General features: G+C 62.7%; 21 protein-coding genes. 10 read left to right on the top strand and 11 right to left on the bottom strand.

Going from position 1 to position 22,523, the window contains the following annotated elements; genetic code table 11:
- The first annotated feature begins 30 nt into the window (after window positions 1-30).
- From VRS74_RS12075 to VRS74_RS12065, 3 genes are all read left to right on the top strand, one after another.
- Entirely contained in the window at window positions 31-1,836 is a 1,806-nt protein-coding gene (locus VRS74_RS12075) for an acyl-CoA dehydrogenase C-terminal domain-containing protein (RefSeq protein ID WP_354145479.1), read from the top strand.
- Window positions 1,837-2,051: 215 nt separating this feature from the next.
- Window positions 2,052-3,035 carry a hypothetical protein gene (locus tag VRS74_RS12070; RefSeq protein ID WP_354145478.1) on the top strand — a complete coding sequence of 328 codons (984 nt, stop codon included), beginning with the start codon at window positions 2,052-2,054 and terminating at the stop codon, window positions 3,033-3,035.
- A gap of 84 nt (window positions 3,036-3,119) precedes the next feature.
- Window positions 3,120-3,293 carry a hypothetical protein gene (locus VRS74_RS12065; protein ID WP_354145477.1) on the top strand — a complete coding sequence of 58 codons (174 nt, stop codon included), beginning with the start codon at window positions 3,120-3,122 and terminating at the stop codon, window positions 3,291-3,293.
- Between the two features lie 24 nt (window positions 3,294-3,317).
- On the opposite strand, the gene VRS74_RS12060 is transcribed toward VRS74_RS12065, so the two are convergent.
- The 5 genes from VRS74_RS12060 to tyrS form a co-directional block, all read right to left on the bottom strand.
- The gene (locus VRS74_RS12060) at window positions 3,318-4,010 is read right to left on the bottom strand and encodes a dienelactone hydrolase family protein (protein ID WP_354145476.1); all 693 of its coding nucleotides are present in this window, start codon (window positions 4,008-4,010) and stop codon (window positions 3,318-3,320) included.
- 2 nt (window positions 4,011-4,012) lie between these two features.
- Window positions 4,013-4,933 carry a cysteine synthase A gene (cysK, locus tag VRS74_RS12055; RefSeq protein WP_354145475.1) on the bottom strand — a complete coding sequence of 307 codons (921 nt, stop codon included), beginning with the start codon at window positions 4,931-4,933 and terminating at the stop codon, window positions 4,013-4,015.
- 1 nt (window position 4,934) lies between these two features.
- Complete coding sequence (locus VRS74_RS12050) at window positions 4,935-6,155, bottom strand: MFS transporter (protein ID WP_435521404.1); 1,221 nt, start codon at window positions 6,153-6,155, stop codon at window positions 4,935-4,937.
- 170 nt (window positions 6,156-6,325) lie between these two features.
- Window positions 6,326-6,664, bottom strand: coding sequence for a PilZ domain-containing protein (locus VRS74_RS12045; protein WP_354145473.1), 339 nt, complete (start codon window positions 6,662-6,664; stop codon window positions 6,326-6,328).
- Between the two features lie 150 nt (window positions 6,665-6,814).
- Window positions 6,815-8,044, bottom strand: a complete 1,230-nt coding sequence (tyrS, locus tag VRS74_RS12040; RefSeq protein WP_354145472.1) for a tyrosine--tRNA ligase — start codon at window positions 8,042-8,044, stop codon at window positions 6,815-6,817.
- 81 nt (window positions 8,045-8,125) lie between these two features.
- On the opposite strand from tyrS, the gene VRS74_RS12035 reads away from it, so the two are divergent.
- The 3 genes from VRS74_RS12035 (at window position 8,126) to VRS74_RS12025 (ending at window position 11,221) form a co-directional block, all read left to right on the top strand.
- Window positions 8,126-8,647, top strand: a complete 522-nt coding sequence (locus VRS74_RS12035; RefSeq protein ID WP_354145471.1) for a DOMON domain-containing protein — start codon at window positions 8,126-8,128, stop codon at window positions 8,645-8,647.
- A 2-nt stretch (window positions 8,648-8,649) separates the two neighbouring features.
- Window positions 8,650-9,849: an exo-beta-N-acetylmuramidase NamZ family protein gene (locus tag VRS74_RS12030; protein WP_354145501.1), complete on the top strand. Its 1,200-nt coding sequence runs from the start codon at window positions 8,650-8,652 to the stop codon at window positions 9,847-9,849.
- 79 nt (window positions 9,850-9,928) lie between these two features.
- Window positions 9,929-11,221 (top strand): spinster family MFS transporter, encoded by a 1,293-nt coding sequence (locus VRS74_RS12025; RefSeq protein WP_354145470.1) that lies wholly within the window; start codon window positions 9,929-9,931, stop codon window positions 11,219-11,221.
- Here the strand turns inward: VRS74_RS12025 and VRS74_RS12020 are convergent.
- Window positions 11,218-12,069 (bottom strand): DUF817 domain-containing protein, encoded by an 852-nt coding sequence (locus VRS74_RS12020; RefSeq protein WP_435521403.1) that lies wholly within the window; start codon window positions 12,067-12,069, stop codon window positions 11,218-11,220. The genes VRS74_RS12025 and VRS74_RS12020 overlap by 4 nt on opposite strands.
- Window positions 12,069-13,253, bottom strand: coding sequence for a vWA domain-containing protein (locus tag VRS74_RS12015; protein WP_354145468.1), 1,185 nt, complete (start codon window positions 13,251-13,253; stop codon window positions 12,069-12,071). The genes VRS74_RS12020 and VRS74_RS12015 overlap by 1 nt, the downstream gene beginning before the upstream one ends.
- Before the next feature lie 77 nt (window positions 13,254-13,330).
- Here VRS74_RS12015 and VRS74_RS12010 point away from each other — a divergent pair, with 77 nt between their 5' ends.
- Complete coding sequence (locus tag VRS74_RS12010; protein WP_354145467.1) at window positions 13,331-14,776, top strand: methyl-accepting chemotaxis protein; 1,446 nt, start codon at window positions 13,331-13,333, stop codon at window positions 14,774-14,776.
- Here the strand turns inward: VRS74_RS12010 and VRS74_RS12005 are convergent.
- The 4 genes from VRS74_RS12005 to VRS74_RS11990 all read right to left on the bottom strand — a co-directional run bounded on the left by VRS74_RS12005 (window position 14,761) and on the right by VRS74_RS11990 (window position 19,565).
- A complete protein-coding gene (locus tag VRS74_RS12005) occupies window positions 14,761-15,471 on the bottom strand; it encodes a hypothetical protein (protein ID WP_354145466.1) in 711 nt (236 codons plus the stop codon). The genes VRS74_RS12010 and VRS74_RS12005 overlap by 16 nt on opposite strands.
- A 13-nt stretch (window positions 15,472-15,484) precedes the next feature.
- Window positions 15,485-16,342 (bottom strand): AAA family ATPase, encoded by an 858-nt coding sequence (locus VRS74_RS12000; protein ID WP_354145465.1) that lies wholly within the window; start codon window positions 16,340-16,342, stop codon window positions 15,485-15,487.
- A 97-nt stretch (window positions 16,343-16,439) separates the two neighbouring features.
- The gene (parE, locus tag VRS74_RS11995; RefSeq protein WP_354145464.1) at window positions 16,440-18,416 is read right to left on the bottom strand and encodes a DNA topoisomerase IV subunit B; all 1,977 of its coding nucleotides are present in this window, start codon (window positions 18,414-18,416) and stop codon (window positions 16,440-16,442) included.
- A gap of 57 nt (window positions 18,417-18,473) precedes the next feature.
- Entirely contained in the window at window positions 18,474-19,565 is a 1,092-nt protein-coding gene (locus tag VRS74_RS11990; protein WP_354145463.1) for a penicillin-binding protein activator, read from the bottom strand.
- 110 nt (window positions 19,566-19,675) lie between these two features.
- Here VRS74_RS11990 and rsmI point away from each other — a divergent pair, with 110 nt between their 5' ends.
- The 3 genes from rsmI (at window position 19,676) to gshB (ending at window position 21,948) form a co-directional block, all read left to right on the top strand.
- The gene (rsmI, locus tag VRS74_RS11985; RefSeq protein ID WP_354145462.1) at window positions 19,676-20,536 is read left to right on the top strand and encodes a 16S rRNA (cytidine(1402)-2'-O)-methyltransferase; all 861 of its coding nucleotides are present in this window, start codon (window positions 19,676-19,678) and stop codon (window positions 20,534-20,536) included.
- A gap of 62 nt (window positions 20,537-20,598) precedes the next feature.
- Window positions 20,599-20,883 (top strand): YraN family protein, encoded by a 285-nt coding sequence (locus VRS74_RS11980; RefSeq protein ID WP_354145500.1) that lies wholly within the window; start codon window positions 20,599-20,601, stop codon window positions 20,881-20,883.
- A 114-nt stretch (window positions 20,884-20,997) separates the two neighbouring features.
- Window positions 20,998-21,948: a glutathione synthase gene (gene gshB, locus VRS74_RS11975; RefSeq protein ID WP_354145461.1), complete on the top strand. Its 951-nt coding sequence runs from the start codon at window positions 20,998-21,000 to the stop codon at window positions 21,946-21,948.
- The last annotated feature ends 575 nt before the right edge of the window (window positions 21,949-22,523 follow it).

The following is a 22,523-nucleotide window of genomic DNA, read 5'->3' as shown; positions in this document are numbered from 1 at the left end:
TTAAACCACTTACGTACCAAGGACACATCGATGCCTATCTATACGGCCCCGACCCGCGATACCCGTTTCGTCGTTAATGAGCTGCTCGATCTTGCGAGCTATGGCAATCTGCCGGGCTTCGAGAACGCCACGCCCGACATGATCGATACGGTGATCAACGAAGCCGGCCGGTTCTGCGCCGAGGTTCTGGCTCCGCTTAACCTCGTCGGCGACCAGCACGGATGCGTCCGGCACGAAGACGGGTCCGTCACGACGCCTCCCGGGTTCAAGGAGGCCTACCAGCAGTTCCGCGAAAGCGGTTGGGGCACCGTTGCCCAGCCTGAGGAGTTCGGTGGGCAGGGCTTCCCGCATGTGCTCGGCTTCGTGCTCGAGGAATTCATGGGCACTTCGAACCAGGCTTTCGCCATGTATCCCGGCCTTGGCGCTGGCGCGGTCGCCGCGCTGATTGCTGCGGGCAGCGAAGAGCAGAAGGCGACCTATCTGCCCAAGATGGTCGCGGGCGAGTGGCTGGGCACGATGAACCTGACGGAGCCGCATTGCGGCACCGATCTGGGCATGATCCGCACCAAGGCGGAGCCCAATGGTGATGGCAGCTATGCGATCACCGGCACCAAGATCTTCATTTCGGCGGGCGAGCACGACCTGACCGAGAACATCATCCACCTGGTGCTGGCTAAGACGCCGGGTGCGCCAGACAGCACCAAGGGCATTTCGCTGTTCGTAGTGCCCAAGTTCCTCGTCAATGCGGACGGTTCGCTGGGCGAACGCAACGGCGTTTCCTGCGGCTCGATCGAGCACAAGATGGGAATCCACGGCAATTCCACCTGCGTCCTCAACTACGACGGCGCCAAGGGCTGGCTAGTGGGCGATGAGAACAAGGGCCTCGCCGCAATGTTCGTGATGATGAATGCCGCGCGCCTTGGCGTCGGCATCCAGGGGCTGGCGCAGGCCGAAGTCGCCTATCAGAACGCGGTCGCCTATGCGCTCGATCGCCGCCAGGGCAGGGCGCTCACCGGCCCGGCGGACCCGGAAGCCAAGGCTGATCCGATCTTCGTCCACCCGGACGTGCGCCGCATGCTGATGGATGCGAAGGTCTTCACCGAAGGGATGCGCGCACTGTGCCTGTGGGGCGCGTTGCTGGTTGACCTGTCGCACAAGGCGCCGACCGCCGAAGAGCGCGAACAGGCCGATGCGCTGATCGGTCTGATGACACCGGTGATGAAGGGCTATGGCACCGACAAGGGCTATGACGTCGCCACCAACATGCAGCAGGTCTTCGGCGGCCATGGCTATATCGAGGAATGGGGCATGAGCCAGTTCGTGCGCGATGCCCGCATCGCCATGATCTACGAAGGCACCAATGGCGTGCAGGCGATGGATCTGTGCGGCCGCAAGCTTGGCTCGAAGGGCGGCGCAGCGATCCAGGCCTTCTTCAAGATGGTCGATGACGAGATCGCGGAAGCGAAGGGCAATGAGCAACTCGCCGATCTCGCGACGCGCCTCGAAAAGGCACTGGGCGAGCAAAAGGCTGCGACCATGTGGTTCATGCAGAACGCGATGGCGAACCCGAACAACCTTGGTGCGGGCGCACATAACTACATGCACCTGATGGGTATCGTCGTGCTTGGCCTGATGTGGCTGCGCATGTCGAAGGTGGCACTGGAAAAGCTCGCGGGTGAACCCGAAGACAAGGCCTTCTACGAAGCCAAGCTGGTCTCGGCGAAATATTATGCCGAGCGCTTCCTGCCCGACGCAGGCGCGTTGCGCCGCAAGCTGGAGGCGGGCAGCGAGCACATGATGGCGCTGGGCGCGGACGCTTTCCAAACTGCCGCCTGATTTCCACTGCCAGAGACAAAGTTGCGGGGTGCCTTGAGGAAAGGCGCCCCGTTTTCTTATGTGGGCAGGGCCCGGCGTGAAGCCAACACCGATGGCGTTATCAACAAGGCGCGAGCGGCCTCGGCGGCAGGCTATTGGAGGATGACCCCCTATCCCTCTATCAGGTGACGATAAACCAGCATCGATGATGCCGTTGCGAGATGGGGGAATTGGGGATGTCATCGAGCGTTTTGCGGCGGCTCGCCGGTCCGGGCCTGATCTTTACGGGGGCCGCCATCGGCACCTCGCATCTCGTCCAGTCGACCCGCGCGGGCGCGATGTTCGGGGCTGCGCTGATCGGCGTGATCGTGCTGGCGAATTTCCTCAAATACCCCGCCTATCGCTTCGGGATCGACTTTGCGCATGCACGGGGGCGATCGCTGCTCACCGGCTATCGCGAGTTGGGCCTGTGGGCGCTGGTGCTGTTCCTGATCGCGGTAGCGCCGCTCGTTCCGATCATCTGGGCCGCGCTGGGGGCGGCGACTGCCGGGATCGTGACGGTAGTGATCGGGCCGATTTTGCCCGTTCCGATGCTCGCATCGTTGATACTCCTTGCGGCGACAGCACTGTTGCTGATCGGGGGATACAGGCTGCTCGACCGCGTGAATGCGGTTCTGCTCGCCTTCCTCGTCGTCTCGACGCTGATCACGACGATCATGGTGTTGCCGCGGGTCGAGCGGGGCACGCTGGTCGATTTCAGCTGGACGCGCGAGTTTGCGGCGCTGCTCTTCATCGTCGCGCTGGCGGGCTTCATGCCCAACCCGACCGACGTTTCCGTGCCGCTCTCGCTGTGGAAGATCGAAGCGGACCATTCGCTGCCGGAAGGCAGCAAGCCGACACTGGCCGAAAAACGCAAGAGCTTCTTCTGGCCCTATGTGATGACCGCATTCATGGCGGTGTGTTTCTGCATCATGGGGGCAGGGGTGATGCATCCGCAGGGAATCGCGCCGCTGGCCGATGCTCCGGGTTTCGCCGGGCAGCTCGTTGGGCTCTACCGCGAGGCGCTTGGTCCCGGCGCAGCCTTCCTTGCGGCGATTGCCGCGCTGTCGGTGATGCTCACAACGGTTATCGCCGGGATCGACGCCTATGCCCGCACTTTCGCCGCTTCGCTGGCGGTGCTCGGCGGGCGTGAGGACATTTCCTATACGAAGGGCGAATAGACGTCCTTCTGCCTCTTCTTCGTCGCCGTCGCGATATTAGCGCTGTTTACACTGCTTTCGGACCTGACGGGCTTCCTCGATTTTGTGACTTCGGCGAGCTTCGTGATCGCGCCGGGTGTCGCGCTGCTCAACCACCTGGTCGTGACGCGATGTGAAATGCCTGAGGAAGCCCGACCTACTCGCCTCGCACGGCTGCACAATGCGATCGCCATCGTGGTGATGGGCGCGCTGGCGGTGATGTATTTCGTGCTGATCTGACCGGCGCGGCTGCGCGAAAGCGGCCTATCCCAGCACTTCGTCGAACAGGCTGTGCATCGCCGCCCAGCTCTGGCGGTCTGCGCTGGAATTGTACGCCGGATTGGGCGAGCCATCGAGCATGCGCTGGTTGGTAAAACCATGTTCGACGCCGGAATAGCTGTGGAAGTGCCAGTTTGCACCCACACGATCCATTTCCTCCCAGAACTCGGTCACCTGGCTGCGCGGGACCAGCGAATCCGCATCGCCATGGCACACCAATATGCGTGGGCGGATCGTGTCGCTTGCGGGCAGGGGAGTCGCCAGCAAGCCGTGGAAGCTGACGACCGCTTCGAGTTCATGCCCGTCGCGCGCTAATTCGAGCACTGCCATGCCGCCGAGGCAGAAGCCGATCGCCAATTGCGGCAAGTCAGGGTGGAGCTGGCGCAGCAGCTTGAGGGTGGTTCCTAGCCGGGTCCGCATGGCGCGTGGATCTGCCCGCAGCCGTCCCATCGCTTCGAACGCCTGCTCGAAACTGGGCGGTGCATCTGGCCCGTAGAAATCGGCGATGAGCACGGCGTAACCGGCATCGGTCAACGCCTGCGCCTTGTCCTCCACGCCGGGAGTGGAGTTCATGAAGGTAGGGAAGATCGCGACAGCTGCCCGCGCCGATCCTTCGGGGCGCAAGTGCTGCGCGACCAGCGGCGTATCGCCATCGCGATAGTCGATCCGCTCAAACATGCTTATTCGACCGGAAGGAAATCGGGAACCGAGAGGTAGCGCTCGCCTGTGTCGTAGTTAAAGCCCAGCACGCGGCTGCCCGAGGGAAGCTCCTTCAGCTTTTGCGCAATCGCGGCGAGCGTCGCACCGCTCGAAATGCCCACCAGCATGCCTTCCTCGGCAGCGGCGCGGCGGGCCATTTCCTTCGCATCTTCCGGATCGACTTGGATCGCGCCGTCGATCGCCTGCGTGTGCAGGTTGCCGGGAATGAAGCCGGCGCCGATGCCCTGGATCGGGTGCGGGCCGGGCTGGCCACCGCTGATCACCGGGGAAAGGGTCGGTTCGACCGCATAGGCCTTCATGCCTGCCCATTGGCGCTTCAGTTCCTCGGCGCAGCCGGTGAGGTGCCCGCCGGTGCCGACACCGGTTACGAGGACGTCAACAGGCGCATCGGAGAAATCGGCCAGGATCTCCTTGGCGGTCGTGCGCACATGCACCGCGACATTGGCCGGATTGTCGAACTGGCTCGGCATCCACGAATTCTCGGTCGCTTCGATCAGCTCATGCGCGCGTTCGATCGCGCCCTTCATTCCCTTTTCCTTGGGCGTGAGGTCGAAGCTGGCACCATAGGCGAGCATCAAGCGGCGCCGCTCGAGTGACATCGATTCGGGCATCACCAGCACAAGCTTGTAACCCTTGACCGCAGCCACCATCGCCAGCCCGATCCCGGTGTTGCCGCTGGTTGGTTCGATGATCGTGCCGCCCGGTTTCAAGGCGCCGCTCTGTTCGGCATCCTCCACCATCGCCAGTGCGATCCGGTCCTTGATCGAACCGCCCGGATTGGCGCGCTCGCTCTTCACCCACACTTCGTGGTTGGGGAACAGCCGGGCCAGCCGAATATGCGGGGTGCGGCCGATCGTCTCGAGGATGTTCGCGGCTTTCATGTCAGGACTCCTGGGATTTGATGCGCTGTTGCTCGATCATGATTTCGTCGGGCGGATCGAATGTCCGCGTAGTTCTTAGCACAGGAAACAGCCGGCTCCACAGCGCGACCGTTACGATCGCGCCCGCACCGCCAGTGACCACCGCAGCGACGGGCCCGATCAGGAAGGCCAGGCTTCCCGAGAAGAAATCGCCGAATTCGTTGGATGCGCTGATCGAAAGCAGGCTGACCGATGATACGCGCCCGCGCATCTCGTCGGGTGTGTGCAGCTGGATCAGTGACTGGCGGATATAGACGCTGAACATGTCCGCCGCGCCGATGATGAACAGCATCGAGAGGCTCAGGGGCATCGAAGTCGAAAGGCCGAACACGATCGTCGCGAGCCCGAACAGGAACACCGCCCACAGCATCTTGGGGCCGACATTGTTCTCAAGCGGACGGAAGCTGAACCACAGCGCAGTAATCGCCGCTCCCAACGCCGGCGCCATCGCAAGCTGTGCCAGCCCGGTTTCGCCGACCTTCAAGATGTCGCGCGCATAGACCGGAAACAGAGCTGTCGCGCCTGCGAGGAACACCGCAAAAAGGTCGAGCGTGATCGCTCCGAGCACCATCTTGTTCTGGCGGACATAGCGCAGACCGTCGAGCATTTGCCCGATCGGGCGCCGATCCTTGCGCAGCGCGGGTTGCGGCACCTTGCCGATCAGGCTGAGCGCGGTGACCGAAACGAGGAACAGGCCGCTCGCAACGAGATAGGGAAGCGCAGGAAAGATCGAATAGGTATAGCCGCCGATGAAGGGCCCCACGATCATGCCGGTTTGCCAGGCGATGCTTGAAAGCGCGATGGCACGCGGCAGAATGCGCTTGGGCACCAGATTGGGGGCGAGGGCGGACAGCGCCGGGCCTGCAAATGCTCGCGCCACGCCCAGTAGCACAGCGATACCGAAGAGCACCGGCAGGGTAATATCTCCATGCCAGGTGAGCCAGGCCAGCAGCGCGGCGCAAGCGAGCTGCAACAGCACGGTGAGTCGAGCGATCATGCGGCGGTCGAAGCGATCGGCTGCGAGCCCGACGAAAGGCGTCAGAGCGAATAACGGAGCGAATTGCATCAGCCCGATCAGCGCCAGCTGGCCCGATGCTGCAGCCACACCCATGCCCGCGTCGCGCGCGATATTGTAGGTTTGCCAGCCGATAATCAGCAGCATGGCGTATTGCGCCAGCGTCATGCACAGGCGGCTCGTCCAATAGGCGCGGAAGTTGGCGACGCGAAACGGGTGCGTCGCTTCGACGCTTTGATCGGCCCCGCTGAGTGCTGTGTCGCTCACAGATGCGCAATGGCAGGGGCGATGCCCGCTGCCAAGGCGTCAAAAACTATATTGTCGGTAAGCTGGGGTTATCAGCGCAAACGGCGCAGGCGCGGATTGGGCTGCAGCTCGTCGATGATCGCGATGAAATCGTCGAGGCGGATGATCCGCTCGAACTGGAAACCGGCACGCTCGTCGCGCGCCCAGATCACATAGGCTTCGATCCGGCCAACCACGGGCAAGCGGATGATCACGCGGTCGCCGCGTTGAAGACCTTCGGCATTGTCGACCATGAAGCCATGCGCGGAAAGATTCGCGACATGCAGCTTGAGATCGCCCAGGCGGCGATGTTCGGCCATTACCGGGAAATCGACCGGGTGACGCGCGGCACGGCGCAGGTCGGTCACACTGAGATTGGCTCCGGCACTCACGGTTTCTTCCTCCAAGAAATGCTCTTGAAGGCATGATTGCCAGACAATCGCTGATATTTGGTAAAGACCGAATGCACCAAAACGGGACGCGCGGCGGCTTCGCGCATCACTGCGGGATAACTTTGGCTGGTTTGCAGCGACTTACCGCGGTTAACGCGTGATGACGCCGTGCTTCTTCTTTCCCAGGCTGAGCTTGCGCTGTTCGCCCTCGGCGACTTCGACGAGGAGGGCAGGGTCGCTGACCACCACATCGTCGAGCTTTACCGCACCTTCGGCGATCTTGCGCTTCGCCTCGCCATTGGAGGCAGTGAAGCCGATTTCGGTCAGCACTGCGCCGATCCGCATGCCTTCCGCACCGACTGCGAGAGTAGGAAGGTCTTCGCCCGCGCCGCCGCCGGCAAATGTCTCGATCGCGGTCGCTTCGGCAGCGCGAGCGGCTGCATCCCCGCGCACCAAGCTGGTCACTTCATTGGCAAGGACGATTTTCGCCTGGTTGATCTCCGCACCTTCGAGCGCTTCGAGCCGGGCGATCTCTTCCAGCGGCAGATCGGTAAAGAGGCGCAGGAACTTGCCGACGTCGCGGTCGTCCACATTGCGCCAATATTGCCAGAAATCGTAAGCCGGGAGCTGCGCTTCGTTGAGCCACACCGCGCCAGCGGCGGTCTTGCCCATCTTGGCACCGTCAGCGGTAGTAAGCAGCGGTGTAGTCAGGCCGAACAGTTCGACGCCGTCCATCCGGCGGCCCAGTTCGATCCCGTTTACGATATTGCCCCACTGGTCGCTGCCGCCCATCTGCAGGCGGGCGCCCATCGCTTGCGCCAGGTGGCGGAAGTCGTAGCCCTGCAGGATCATGTAGTTGAATTCGAGGAAGGTCATCGGCTGCTCGCGTTCGAGCCGCAGCTTGACCGAATCGAAGCTGAGCATGCGGTTGATCGTGAAATGCGTGCCGACCTTGCGCAGCATCTCGATGTAACCGATCCCGCCCAGCCAGTCGTAATTGTCGACCATCACTGCATCGGTCGGGCCGTCGCCGAAAGTGAGCAGGCGTTCGAACACCGTGCGGATCGAAGCGATATTGGCCGAGATTGTCTCTTCCGAGAGCATCTTGCGGCTCTCGTCGCGCCCCGTGGGGTCGCCGATGCGTGTGGTGGCGCCACCCATAACCACGATCGGCTTGTGACCGGCCTGCTGCAGGCGGCGTAGCATCATGATCTGCACCAGGCTGCCGATGTGGAGCGAGGGCGCGGTGGCGTCGAAGCCGATATAGCCGGGCACCACCTGGCCGGAGGCGAGCTTGTCCAGCCCCTCAGCATCGGTCAGCTGGTGGATATAGCCCCGCTCGTCGAGCAGGCGCAGGAGATCGGATTCGTAGGTGCTCATTTCGCGCTGGCCCCTAGCAGCGCTTTCGCCCGAGCGTAAGCCTCTTGCAGCATGCCCCGTGCCGCCATAGGGCAGAAGGCGATGCACTCGCTCGTTCTCCATCCCGATTGTCGGCCCGGGCCGATCGCTTCGGTCACTGCCAGCCTCACTCCCACTGCGGAGGGGTGCGAGGCGGAATTCCGCCTGCACGGCGATATTTCCGCGATCCTCGTGCCCGAGCCTGCTCTGCCCGAACGGCGCGATTTCCTGTGGCGGACGACCTGCTTCGAGATCTTCTGGCAACCCGATGGCGGCCATTGGTATCGCGAGTTCAACCTTTCGCCCTCTTCGTGCTGGGCCTGCTACGATTTCGACGATTTTCGCCTGAATTCCCGCGACGGGCCGGTTGAGGCGATCACTGTCGCCTGCTCCTATGACGAAAGCGAACTGGTGCTGCGCGCCAGCATCGCGGCCGAATTGCGCGATCCGGCGCAAGTGGCGCTCAACGCCGTTGTCGAGGACCTTGAAGGCAACATCCAATATTGGGCGCTGGCATTTCCTGGCGGCAAGCCGGAGTTCCACAGCGATATCTGCCGCCAGCTGCGCGTGGAGAGAGGCAAATGAACGTGCAGTTCGGGATCGACCGGCTGCTGGCCGAGCCGGAACTGCGGCGCGAGCTTGAGGGCAAGCGCGTGGCGCTGGTCGCGCATCCCGCTTCGGTTACGGCCGATTTGACGCACAGCCTCGACGCGCTGATCGCTGCGGGGATCAATGTCACCAGCGCATTCGGGCCGCAGCACGGGCTGAAGGGCGACAAGCAGGACAATATGGTTGAGACCGAAGACGAGCTCGACCCGCAATACGGCATCCCCGTGTTCAGCCTTTATGGCGAGGTGCGCCGGCCGTCCGGTCAGATGATGTCATCCGCCGATGTCTTCCTGTTCGACCTGCAGGATCTCGGTTGCCGTATCTACACTTTCGTCACGACGCTGCTCTACCTGCTTGAAGAGGCTGCGAAATCGGGCAAGAGCGTGTGGGTGCTCGATCGGCCCAATCCCGCCGGGCGCCCGGTGGAAGGCACTTTGCTGGTGCCGGGGCAGGAAAGCTTTGTCGGCGCCGCCCTCATGCCGATGCGCCACGGGCTTACCATGGGCGAGATGGGGCATTGGTTCATCCAGCATTTCGGGCTCGATCTCGATTATCGCGTGGTCGAAATGAAGGGCTGGGAGCCGGACGGGCCGGGCCATGGCTGGCCGGATAGCCGCATCTGGATCAATCCGTCGCCCAACGCCGCCAATGTGAACATGGCACGCGCCTATGCCGGGACAGTGATGATCGAAGGCGCAACGCTGAGCGAAGGGCGCGGTACCACGCGCCCGCTCGAAGTCCTGTTCGGCGCGCCCGACATCGATGCGAAAGCGGTGCTGGCGGAAATGCACCGGCTTGCGCCCGACTGGATGGCGGGTTGCGCGATCCGCGAATGCTGGTTCAGCCCGACTTTCCACAAACACGCAGGAACGCTTTGCAACGCATTGATGATCCATGCGGAAGGCAATTTTTACGACCACGCCGCATTCCGGCCTTGGCGGCTTCAGGCGCTGGCGTTCAAGGCGATCCGGCGGCTCTATCCGGATTACCCGATCTGGCGCGATTTTCCCTATGAGTATGAATTCGAGCGGCTTGCGATCGATGTGATTAACGGCGGCCCGGCATTGCGCGAATGGGTCGACGATCCGGCCGCAGATCCGGACGATCTCGACGCGCTGGCTTCGGCCGACGAGGCGGCATGGATCGCGAACGTAAGGGAACATCTGCTCTATTTTTGAATTGTGCAGGCTGAAAGCGTCTGAGTTAGCGACCAAAACAATAAGCGGCGCGGCCGCACCACGAGGGAAAGGAACGCGGATGGCATCCGCCGCAGAACAAGCGATTACGGCGCGCTCCGTCAGGGTCACATTGTGGATCCTGCTGATTGTCTACATCTTCAATTTCATCGACCGTCAGATCGTCAACATCCTGGCAGAGCCGATCGCGAAGGAACTGCAGCTCAGCGACACGCAGATCGGGCTGATGACGGGGCTTGCCTTCGCTCTGTTCTACACGGTGCTGGGCATTCCGATTGCGCGCCTTGCGGACCGACCGACCACTAGCCGCCCCAAGGTGATCGCGGTTGCGCTTGCGACATGGTCGGCGATGACGGCGCTGTGCGGCCTGGCGCAGAATTTCTTCCAGTTGCTGCTGGCGCGGATCGGCGTGGGTGTGGGCGAGGCGGGTTGCACCCCGCCTGCGCACTCTCTGATCAGCGAAACCGTGCCTCCCGAGAAGCGCAGTTCGGCGCTGGCGTTCTATTCGCTCGGCATCCCCATCGGCACTTTGCTGGGCATGGTGATCGGCGGGATTCTGGCCGACATGGTGGGTTGGCGCTACGCCTTCCTGATAGTTGGCTTGCCGGGCGTGTTGATGGCGCTGGTGGTGTGGTTCGTGCTGCGCGATCCGCGCCAGATGCACGCACAAGCTGCCCTCAAGGCCAGCTCGCATCCCCCCGCCATGCCGATGAAGGATGCGCTGAAGACCGTAATGGGTTCGCCTGCATTCGTGCTGCTGCTCACCGCCGGTTCGGCGGCGTCTTTCCTCAGCTATGGCAAGACGACCTGGACCACGATCTTCTTCCAGCGCACGCATGAAATGTCGCCCGGCGAAGTCGGCTTCTGGTTCGGCGTGATCAACGGGGTGGCGGGCATCCTTGGGACATGGCTCGGCGGCTATCTGGCCGACCTCTTCGGTGCGAAGAACCGCCGCCACGTGTTGAGCGCACCGGCGATCGGCATGGCGCTGGCGGTCCCGATCGCCTTCCTGGCCTATCAGGCATCGACCTGGCAGCTGGCACTGGCGCTGCTGTTCATCCCCACCGTGTGCAACTCGCTCTACTACGGGCCGACCTATTCCTCGGCGCAGGGCCTTGTGCCGGTGAGGGTGAGGGCGATTGCGGCGGCGACCATGCTGTTCTTCCAGAACCTGATCGGGCTGGGGTTGGGGCCGCTGTTTTTCGGCATGCTGTCCGACTGGATCCAGCCGACCTATGGCGCAGAGAGTGTCCGCTATGTGCTTTACGGCGCGGCATTCCTGGGGCTGGTTCCGGCCTATTTCTTTTGGCGTTGCAGCCTGCGGCTGTATGGAGAGCTGGACCAGAAGGATTAGGCAGGGGAAGGCCGGTCGGGCTTTCGCACCGGCTGAACCAATTCGACCAGCACGAAGCTGATCAGCATCAGCAAATACCAGCTGCCGAGCTTGGCGATGGAGACGGGTTCCCACCCGTCTTCCTGGCCCGGATAGTTCCACGCATTGGCGAAAGTGGCGATGTTCTCTGCCAGCCAGATAAATAGCGCCACCAGTCCGAAGCCAAGCAGCAGCGGCATCCACCGGTGCAGCCGGAAATTGCGGAAATGGATGCGCGTGTGCCAGAACAGGAGGGCTGTGAGTGCAAACAACGCGAGCCTGATGTCCACTGTCCAATGGTGCGCGAAGAAATTGACGTAGATCGCGGCCGCCAGCAGCCAAGTGGTCCAGCGCGGCGGATAATGGCTGAAGCGGAAGTCGAAAATGCGCCAGACGCGCGCGATATAACTGCCGACGCTGGCATACATGAAGCCGCTGAAAAGCGGCACAGCACCGACGTGGAGCACGCTCGCTTCGGGATAGGTCCACGAACCGGCAGCGGTCTTGAACAGTTCCATCACCGTTCCGACGACGTGGAACACCAGGATCAACTTGGCTTCTTCCCATGTTTCGAGCCGGAAGGCGAGCATCCCCGCCTGGATGGCGAGCGCACTGAGCGTCAGGAAATCATAGCGATGGAGCACCGCGTCGTCGGGGTAGAGCAGGTGAGTTCCCAGCAGCAGCGCCAGCAATAATGCGCCGAACAGGCAGGCCCACGCCTGTTTGAAGCCGAACAGCAGGAATTCGTACAGCCACAGCCGCCAGCCGGTGCCGGGATCATATGCTTCGAGCCACTGGCGAACCGCCAGGAAGCGCGAATGGGTTGGGATCAATGGCCCTGTTTCCGGCTCAGTTCGCGCATCGCGTCATCAAGCCCGTCGAGCGTGAGCGGATACATCCGGTCGCCCATCAGCTGCTTGATGATCTTGGTCGACTGCGAATAGCCCCATTGTTTTTCGGGCACGGGGTTGAGCCACACGCTGGCCGGATAGGTGTTTGCCACGCGCTGCATCCAAACCGCGCCGGCTTCCTCGTTCATATGCTCGACGCTGCCGCCGGGATGGGTGATCTCATACGGGCTCATCGCGGCATCGCCGACGAACACAACCTTGTAGTCATGCCCGTATTTGTGGAGCACGTCCCACGTCTTGGTGCGTTCCTGCCAGCGGCGCTTGTTGTCCTTCCACACGCCTTCGTAGAGGCAATTGTGGAAGTAGAAGAACTCGAGGTTCTTGAACTCGGTCGTGGCGGCGCTGAACAATTCCTCGCACAGCTTGATGAAGGGATCCATCGAGCCGCCGACATCGAGGAACAGCAGCAGCTTCACGGCATTGTGCCGCTCCGGCCGCAGGTGGATGTCGAGCCAGCCCTGCCGCGCGGTGCCGTCGATCGTCGCATCGAGATCGAGCTCGTCTGCCGCACCTTCGCGCGCGAAACGGCGCAGGCGCCGCAGCGCCATCTTGATGTTGCGGGTGCCCAGTTCCTTGGTGTTATCGAGGTTCTTGAACTCGCGCTTTTCCCAAACCTTGATCGCGCGCTTGTGCTTGCTTTCGCCGCCAATCCGCACGCCTTCAGGATTGTAGCCCGAATTGCCGTAGGGACTGGTGCCACCGGTGCCGACCCATTTGTTGCCGCCCTGGTGGCGCTTCTGCTGTTCCTCGAGCCGCTTCTTCAGCGTCTCCATGATCTCGTCCCAGTCACCCAGAGACTTGATCTTCTCCATCTCTTCGGGAGTTAGGAACTTCTCCGCCACGGCCTTCAGCCAGTCTTCGGGGATTTCGACCGGGTTCTGGCCGTAATCGGTCAGCAGTCCCTTGAAGACCTTGTTGAACACCTGGTCGAACCGGTCGAGCAGGCCTTCGTCCTTCACGAAGGTGGCGCGCGACAGGTAATAGAACGCCTCTGGCGTCTGCTCGATCACGTCACGGTCGAGCGCCTCCAGCAGTGTGAGGTGTTCCTTGAAGCTGGCGGATATGCCCGCGGCCCGCAATTCGTCGACGAAGTTGAAGAACATTGGTGTGGTTTAGCCCGCGCATCTCCGCCGCGCCAGTATTTGCAGCAAGGGCTAGCGAAATTAACGAGACGCTAACCATGGGCGGTTACCGAGCTCTACGGGTAATTATCAGGGGCGTACTTCATGAAGCCGATGCGCTCAACCCTGCCGGGGCAACCGCACTCGAAAAGATTCCAGAGAGTTGCGGCGATGTGACCGTTGGTTGCACCGATGTCGCGGGGATCGTCGAGGCGGTGATCCGTTCTTCGGAAACTCTGCGCGCGGAACATGCCGCGCTGCGTGGCACTGTTACCGCGCTGGAAGCCGACCAGGCCAAGGTTGCCGAAGCGAGTGACGAGGCGCGATTGCTGTCGGAACGAGCGATCGAGCGACTGGGCGAGGGCACTGCGCTGATCCACAGTTCGCTGGGCCAGATCAACGGGCTGCTCGAACTGGTGGAAGCGCTGTCGCAGCATGTCACCAGCTTTGCTGCTGCCATGGAACAGGTCCGCCGCAGCTCGAAGGATATCGAGCAGATCGCCGAAACCACCAATATCCTGGCGCTCAACGCCACGATCGAAGCGATGCGCGCAGGCGATGCCGGGCGCACCTTTGCGGTCGTCGCCAGCGAAGTGAAGAGCCTTGCTAATGACACGCGCAAGGCGACCGAGGAAATCACCACCACGATCGACGCGCTGGGCGGTGAGGCCGCGCAAGTGATCGAACGGATCGAAGCGGGCTCGAAGGCAAGCGGCGAAGCCAAGGCTTCGGTTGCGCGGATCGAACGCACCATCGTCAGCGTAGGCGAGCTGGTGGAAGAGGTCGACAAGCAGAACGACCAGATCGCGCGCTCGACCACCACCATCAGCGACCATGTGGTGCGCGTGCAGGACGTGCTCGACAGCTTCGACAACGCCGCGCGCGACAACGAAACAAAGCTCGAAAAGGCGCACAAGCGCATGGAAGAGCTGGAAATGACCGCGAGCGAAATGTTCGACCGGATTGTGCAGGCCGGGCTGTCGCCCGAAGACAGCATGATGGTCGAAAAGGCACAGGGCTTCGCGCGAGAGATCAAGGAACTCACCGAAGCGGCGATCGCATCGGGCGAGCTCGACTTGGCAGCGCTGTTCGACAGCGACTATCGCGAAATCCCCGGCAGCAATCCCAAGCGCTTCACCACCGCGTTGTCCGATTGGGCGCACCAGAAATGGCGCCCGTTCCTCGACCGCGCAAAGCAGAGCGACAGCCGCGTGCTGGCGGCCGCCTGCACCGACATGAGCGGCTTCCTGCCGACGCACCTTAGCGAGCGTTCGCTGGCACCGACCGGGAACATCACGCACGACACGGCTTTCTGCCGCAACGGCCGGATGATATTCGACCCGATCGACGCCAAGTCCAAGCGCAGCAATGCGCCCTACATGATGGCGGTCTATCGCCAGGAAGGCGACGGCCAGAGCTATATCGTGGTCCGCAACGTCTATATCCCGCTGGTGATCAACGGGCGGCGTTGGGGCGATTTCGAACTGGCTTACAGCTTCGACTGATCCGGGGTCGCGCCGGACCTGTACCACCGGGTTCCGGCGTGGATCGCCATTGCCAGCCAGCCCAGCCCGATCATGGTCGTTGCAAGTGGCGCGGTTCCCATCGGGTCGAGCATTCCCGGCACCAGCATCAGCGGGGCGGGAATGCACAGCAGCGCAAGCACCCAGCGCTTCATCCGGATGAAGGCCCATGCCGCTCCGCCGCAGGTTACAGCGAGCAATCCGAATTTGATCCACACGGGGTAGGGCAGCAGCGCCATGTCGGCATAGGCACCCGCATTGCCAGCGGTAAATTCGGCGACAATGCGGAACATCAGCGCGTTCTCGACCGCGTCGGACAGCGCCGCGATGACGCCCATCCATCCGACCAGGCTCCACCAGCCGGACGGAGTTTCGCTGGCGATGCCCCTGAAGAAGTTGAAGGTCAGCAAGGCGTAAGCGGGCATCAGCAGATAATCGAGCACATTGCCGGTGTGCATACCCGCGATCCTGGCATCGCGCAGCGGATCGCCGGCTTCGCCGAAGATGTGCACCAGATGCTCGTGCTTGCTGGCGAATTCGAGCAGCAGCACCGGGCGGATATCGCTGCCGGGCAGCGGGATCGCCAGCTCGGCCGGAAAATACTGCCGCATCACCAGCATCGTGGCGAGCGTCAGCACAAAGAAGAAAAGCGTCAGCCGGTGATCGCCGAGCCGCATGATGTGCGCCGCCTCAGCTCGGGTTGCGGCGCGCCATAAATGCCAGCCGTTCGAACATCATCACGTCCTGCTCATTCTTGAGCAGGGCGCCGTGCAGCGGTGGGATCGCGCTGTTGGGGTTCGAATCCTGCAGCACATCGAGCGGCATGTCCTCGTTGAGCAGCAGCTTGAGCCAGTCGAGCAATTCGCTGGTGGAGGGCTTCTTCTTGAGGCCGGGGACGTCACGCAGCTCGTAGAAGATATCCATCGCCTTGGTGACGAGGTTCTTCTGGATGCCCGGATAGTGGACTTCGATGATCTCGCGCATCGTCTCGCGGTCGGGGAACTTGATGTAGTGGAAGAAGCACCGGCGCAGGAATGCGTCGGGCAGTTCCTTTTCGTTGTTCGAAGTGATCACCACGATCGGGCGTTCCTTCGCCTCGATCCGCTCCTGCGTTTCGTAGACGTCGAAGCTCATGCGATCGAGTTCCTGAAGAAGGTCGTTCGGAAATTCGATATCGGCCTTGTCGATCTCGTCGATCAACAGCACGGGCAGCTCTTCGCAGGTGAAGGCTTCCCACAGCTTGCCCTTCTTGATGTAGTTGCGGATGTCATGGACGCGCTCTTCGCCAAGCTGGCCGTCACGCAGGCGCGCCACCGCGTCATACTCGTAAAGGCCTTGCTGCGCCTTGGTGGTGGACTTGACGTTCCACTCTATCAGCGGCGCGTCGATCGCCTTGGCGATTTCATGCGCCAGCACGGTCTTGCCGGTGCCCGGCTCGCCCTTGACCAGCAGCGGACGACGCAACGTGACCGCGGCGTTGACCGCCACTTTCAGGTCGTCGGTCGCGATATAGGAGCTGGTGCCTTCGAAGCGGGTCGTATCGGTCATCGGTTTTCCCTTGGAACTTTCCGTTGGCGTTAAGTTAAGCAACAGTTTGGCGCAAGGGTGTCACTGCGGAAGCTAGCGAATTGGAGGGGCCGCCAGCTCAGGCGTCGATCATCTCCCGATCCACATCGCTGGCGTGGTTCTGGATGAAGTTGAAGCGGTGTTCCGGATTGCGGCCCATCAGCCGGTCGACCAGCTCCTTCACCGCGAAGCGCGCTTCGTGTTGTTCGGGCAGGGTGATGCGGATCAGGCTGCGTGTGTCCGGGCTCATGGTCGTTTCGCGCAGCTGGTTCGGGTTCATTTCGCCAAGACCCTTGAAGCGGCTGACTTCGACCTTCTTGCCCTTGAACACGCTGGCTTCCAGTTCGGCGCGGTGCGCGTCATCGCGAGCGTAGCGCGTCTCCTTGCCGCTGGTGAGTTTGTAGAGCGGCGGTTGCGCCAGGTAGAGATACCCGCCGCGCACCACTTCGGGCATTTCCTGGAAGAAGAACGTCATCAACAGCGTAGCGATATGTGCTCCGTCGACATCGGCATCGGTCATGATGATGATGCGGTCGTACCGCAGGTTCTCAGGGTCGCAATCCTTGCGTGTGCCGCAGCCAAGCGCGAGCGCGAGATCGGCGATTTCCTGATTGGCGCGGATCTTGTCAGCCGTCGCGCTGGCGACGTTCAGGACCTTGCCGCGGATCGGCAGGATCGCCTGGCTCTTGCGGTCGCGCGCCTGCTTGGCGCTGCCGCCGGCCGAATCGCCTTCGACAATGAACAGTTCGGTCTCGCGGTCGCCTTCGCCCGAACAATCGGTGAGCTTGCCGGGTAGGCGCAGCTTCTTGGCGTTGGTCGCGGTCTTGCGCTTGATCTCGCGTTCGGCCTTGCGCTTGAGCCGCTCGTCCATCCGCTCCATCACGCTGCCCAGCAGCGCGCGGCCGCGCTCCATATTGGCGGTGAGGAAGTGGTCGAAATGGTCGCGCACCGCGTTCTCGACGAGGCGGGTCGCTTCGGGCGAGGTCAGGCGGTCCTTGGTCTGGCTCTGGAACTGCGGGTCACGGATGAAGACCGACAGCATCACTTCGCAGCCGGTCATCACGTCATCGGCGGTGATGTCTTTCGACTTCTTCTGGCCGGTCAGCTCGCCAAAGGCGCGCAGGCCCTTGGTCAGCGCCGAACGAAGGCCCTGCTCGTGCGTGCCGCCATCGGGGGTGGGCACGGTGTTGCAATACCAGCTGGTCGAACCGTCGGACCACAGCGGCCAGGCAATCGCCCATTCGACGCGGCCCTTTTCCTCGGGAAAGTCCTGGCTGCCGGTAAAGGGCTGGGCGGTGACGCATTCGCGGGCGCCTACTTGCTCGGCCAAATGGTTGGCAAGGCCGCCTGGAAACTTGAACGTCGCTTCCTCGGGCACATCCTCGCTCGCGAGCGAAGGGGCGCATTTCCAGCGGATCTCGACCCCGGCGAAGAGGTATGCCTTGGAGCGGGCCAGCTTGAACAGCCGCGCGGGCTTGAACTGGCGGTCGCCGAATATCTCTTCGTCGGGCGTGAAACTGACGGTGGTGCCGCGCCGGTTGGGCGTGGGGCCAAGGCTTTCGAGCGGGCCGAGCGTTTGGCCCTTGGCGAATTCCTGCGCGTAAAGCTGGCGATCGCGCGCCACTTCCACGCGCGTATGGCTGGAAAGCGCGTTGACCACGCTGACGCCGACGCCGTGGAGGCCGCCCGAAGTGGCGTAGGCCTTGCCGGAGAACTTGCCGCCCGAGTGCAGCGTCGAAAGGATCACTTCGAGCGTGGACTTGCCCGGGAACTTGGGGTGCTCGTCGACGGGAATGCCGCGGCCATTGTCGCTGATCGACAGGCGGTTGCCTTCTTCGAGCCGCACTTCGATCCGGCTTGCGTGGCCCGCGACCGCCTCGTCCATCGAGTTGTCGAGCACTTCGGCGGCGAGGTGGTGAAGCGCGCGGTCGTCCGTCCCGCCGATATACATGCCGGGGCGGCGGCGCACGGGCTCGAGCCCTTCGAGCACTTCGATGGCAGAGGCGTTGTAGTCGCCGCTCGAAGCGGGCGTGTTATCGAACAGATCGTCGGACATGGACAAGCCTATATGCTGCGGCCCAATCGCCGCACAAGCAGGGCGAGGGGGTTTTGCTCAGTCGGTGAAGCGGGCGGGCGCCGGATCGACCACGGTGACGTCGCCCGCCTTGACCTCGCGCACTTCCATCGCTCGCTCGATCACCCCGTTGGTGCCGAAGCGGAAGGCTCCATCGAGACCCAGGAAACCGTCGCGTGCAACAAGCTGGCTGGTGGGGAAGGGCCGCCCGAAGCGCCAGTCGCGCGCCACGCGGAGCGTCAACAGCACAGCGTCGTAGCCCAGCGTCGAAATGCGATAGGGCGCATCGCCGAAGCGGGCCTGGTAGCTGTCGCGGAAGCGCTGGAAGCGCTGGTTCGAGACTGCCGAAAACAGCGCGCCGCGTAGCGCAGCGGTGCGGGTTAGCGCGCTTTCGCCGCTCCACAATTCGGTGCCGAGGATGCGGGGCGATGCGCCGCCTTCCTTGAGCGCGGTTGCGCCTTGCGAGGCGAGTTGCACCCCGTCGGCGATCAGCACCGTGTCGTATCCGCCTGCTTCGCGCAGCCGGTTCGCGGCGCCGATCACAGCGGTGCTGCCGCGATCATAGCGCTCGGTCCGCTTGAGCAGCCCGCCGTAATTGCGCAGTGCATCGCTGAGCGCGCTCTGGGCACGGTCGCCATAATCGCCCGTGGGTAGCAGCGCGGCAAAATTGTTCGCCCCGCGTGACCTTGCAAAAGCGACCGAACGCTCGATCGATTGCTCGGGGATATGGCCCATCACGAACACATCTGCCTTCGCAACAGTGGTGTTGTTCGAGAGAGAAATCAGCGGCACCCCGGCCCGGCGGGCCACGGATTCCACCGCAGGGACATTCTCCGCCAGCATCGGGCCAAGGATCAGCTTGTTGCCATCGGCAACCGCCTTGGTTGCGGCGGCGCCGGCGCCTTGCGACGTGTCATAGGTGGTGATGCGCAGGTTTTCCGCGCTGGTGTCGAGAATCGCCATGTTTGCGGCATTGGCGATCGACTGGCCGACCGGCCCGTTGCGGCCCGTCAGCGGCACCAGGATCGCGATGCGGTGGCGCGTTTCGTCGGTGGGAAGCTCGGTCGCGCTCGGCTCGGGCGCGGGGCCCACTTCGGGCGGAGGGGCGCCCGGCCCGGTCTTGGGGATCATCTGACAGCCTGCCAGCAGCAGCGCAGTGCCCCCCACAACCAGGTTGCGCCGATTGAACAAATTCCGCTGCATACTTGCCGACCCTATCCCGGCTGTTCCAAAGAGGCCATGTGAACAGTGACGCATCCGGAACCAGCCTTTCTGAACCTCTTCCAAGAGGCCTCTATATCGTTGCCACGCCGATTGGCAATTTAGGCGATATAACGCTCCGTGCGGTCGATATCCTGCGGCGCTGCGATGCGGTCGCCTGCGAAGACACAAGAGTGGCAGGCAAGCTGCTCAAACACCTCGACATTTCGAAGCCGCTGATTCGGCATGACGACCACGCGAGCGAGAAAGCGTGCGATGCGCTGGTCGAACGAATGCACAATGAAGCGGTGGCGCTGGTGAGCGATGCGGGCACGCCGCTGATTTCAGACCCCGGCTATCGCCTCGTGCGCGCGGCCCGCGAGGCGGGGGTAGCGGTCACGACCCTGCCCGGGCCATGCGCCGCGATCGCCGGGCTCACGCTGGCAGGCCTGCCGACCGACCGCTTCTTGTTCGCCGGTTTCCTTCCGGTGAAGGACAAGGCGCGCGGCGAGGCGTTGCAGGCGCTGGCGGGTATTGACGCGACTCTGGTGTTCTACGAGAGCGGGCCGCGCCTGGTGAAATCGCTCGAAGCGATTGCCGATATGTGGCCCGCGCGCGAAGTCGCGGTCGCACGCGAGCTGACCAAGCTTTACGAGGAGTGCCGCACCGGCAGCGCCGCTGGGCTTGCCGCGCATTATTCGGAACATCCGCCCAAGGGCGAGATCGTGCTGCTGGTCGCTCCGCCGGGCGCGGAAGAAGCGCCCGAGATCGACGCCGATGCCATGCTGCGTGAGGCGCTGGCCAGCCTCAAGCCCTCGCAGGCCGCAGCGCAGGTCGGCAAGGCGACCGGGCTCGACCGCAAGGCGCTCTACGCGCGGGCCATGGAACTCAAGGCCGAATGAGCCGCCAACGGGCCGAACGGGAAGGGCGCAAGGGCGAATGGCAAGCCGCGTAATGGCTCCGCCTGAAAGGCTGGTCTGTGCTTGACCAGCGGGTGAAGACCCCACGTGGGGAAATCGACCTGATCGTGCGGCGCGGCGGCGTGGTTGCATTCGTCGAAGTCAAATGGCGCCAGCGCGCGGCCGATCTCGACCATGCGATCGAGACCTGGCGCCTGCGCCGGGTGGCCGATGCGGCCGAATGCGTGGCGCACAACTATGCTGCGCAGGGCGAGGACATCAGGATCGACGTGATCCTGCTTGCACCCGGGGCCTTCCCGCGCCACATCGTCAACGCCTGGATGCCGTGAGATTTCAGCAACCCCGTTCGTGCTGAGCCTGTCGAAGCACTGCACTTTTTCGGGTGCGTCGGTATGAAAGCAGTACAGCCCTTCGACAGGCTCAGGGCGAACGGAGATGATTGAATGACACTACGCGTCGCCGTCCAGATGGACCCGATCGAAACCGTCAACATTGCGACGGATTCGTCCTTCGCCCTGATCGAGTCCGCGCAGAAGCGCGGGCACACGGTTTACGAATATCACGTCGAAAGCCTGACGCTGGACGCCGACGACCGGCTTTATGCGCAATGCTTCCCGGTGACGGTGCAGCCGGTGCAGGGTGACCACGTGACCAAGGGCGAAGCGGTGCGGCTCGATTTGGGCAAGGATATCGACGTCGTGCTGATGCGGCAGGATCCGCCGTTCCATATGGGCTATATCACTGGCACCCACTTGCTCGAACGCATCAAGGGCGAGACGCTGGTGGTGAACGACCCGGTCAGCGTGCGCAACGCGCCGGAAAAGGTGATGGTGCTCGATTTCCGCGAGTTCATGCCGCCCACGCTGATCACTCGCTCGGTCGACGAGGTGCGGCGCTTCATGGCCGAACACGGCGCGGTGGTGGTCAAGCCGATCCACGGCAATGGCGGCAAGGCGATCTTCCGCATCCCCGAGAATGGAGAAAACCTTTCCGCCCTGTTCGAAGTGTTCAACCAGATGTGGCCCGAAGCGCATATGGTGCAGCCCTTCCTTCCCGAAGTGGCCGACGGCGACAAGCGCATCGTGCTGATCGACGGCGTGGTGGCCGGTGCAATCAACCGCATCCCGGGCGAGGGCGAGTTCCGCTCCAACATGGCGGTGGGCGGCAGCGCCCAGGCGACGACCCTGACCGCGCGCGAGCAGGAAATCTGCGATGCGCTGGGCCCGGTGCTGCGGGAGAAGGGGCTGATCTTTGTTGGGATCGACGTGATCGGCGGCAAATATCTCACCGAGATCAACGTGACTTCGCCCACCGGTATCCGCGCGATCGACCGGTTCAACGGCACCGATATGCCGGGAATGATCTGGGGCGCGATCGAAGCGCGGTTGAGGTGAGTCCGCTTTCGGGAACTTGAGAGCGCAACGTTGCCGTCCGAAACTGGGTGGAAAGCGGAAGTGACCGCCTCTCCAAGAACTTTGAGACTCTCACTCTCAATTTTCACACGGAGAGGGCTGGAGATGTAGTTTGATGCCTTTCCGCTCGGCGCGAATTGGATCACCGGCTTTGCAGCCAGCAACCTCACTAGGCAGGACAATTTTAACTCCAGAAATTCCATCGGCAGTAGACGCAGCGAGAACCAGACCGGGCGTGCGTCCCTGTAATCGGCTGTGCCCTACACTCAATTGTGTGATCTGAGCGATAACTGGCTCACCAGGCTCAACGTATGTGTCAAGAGGGTCTCGCCAGAGAAAAATAAATATTGGCACCAACAGCAAAAGCGGCAGGAGATAATGCACCTTATAGTCGTAGCGAAGGAGCCAATACAGTTTCTTCAACGCGTCCATTCAACAACTATGGGTCAATTCTCAGAGCCGCACAACTGGGGTTGTGATCTAGGCTCAGGACCCATTAAATCGCTTGCCTTGGCGGCGAAGCCTTGATTCACTCGCGGCACTGAGGAGGTGCTGCG

This window comes from Altererythrobacter litoralis, from assembly GCF_036324225.1.
GTDB lineage: Bacteria > Pseudomonadota > Alphaproteobacteria > Sphingomonadales > Sphingomonadaceae > Erythrobacter > Erythrobacter litoralis_A.
Note: the sequence above shows the minus strand (reverse complement) of the source record. Positions and strands in the feature narration are given on the sequence as shown.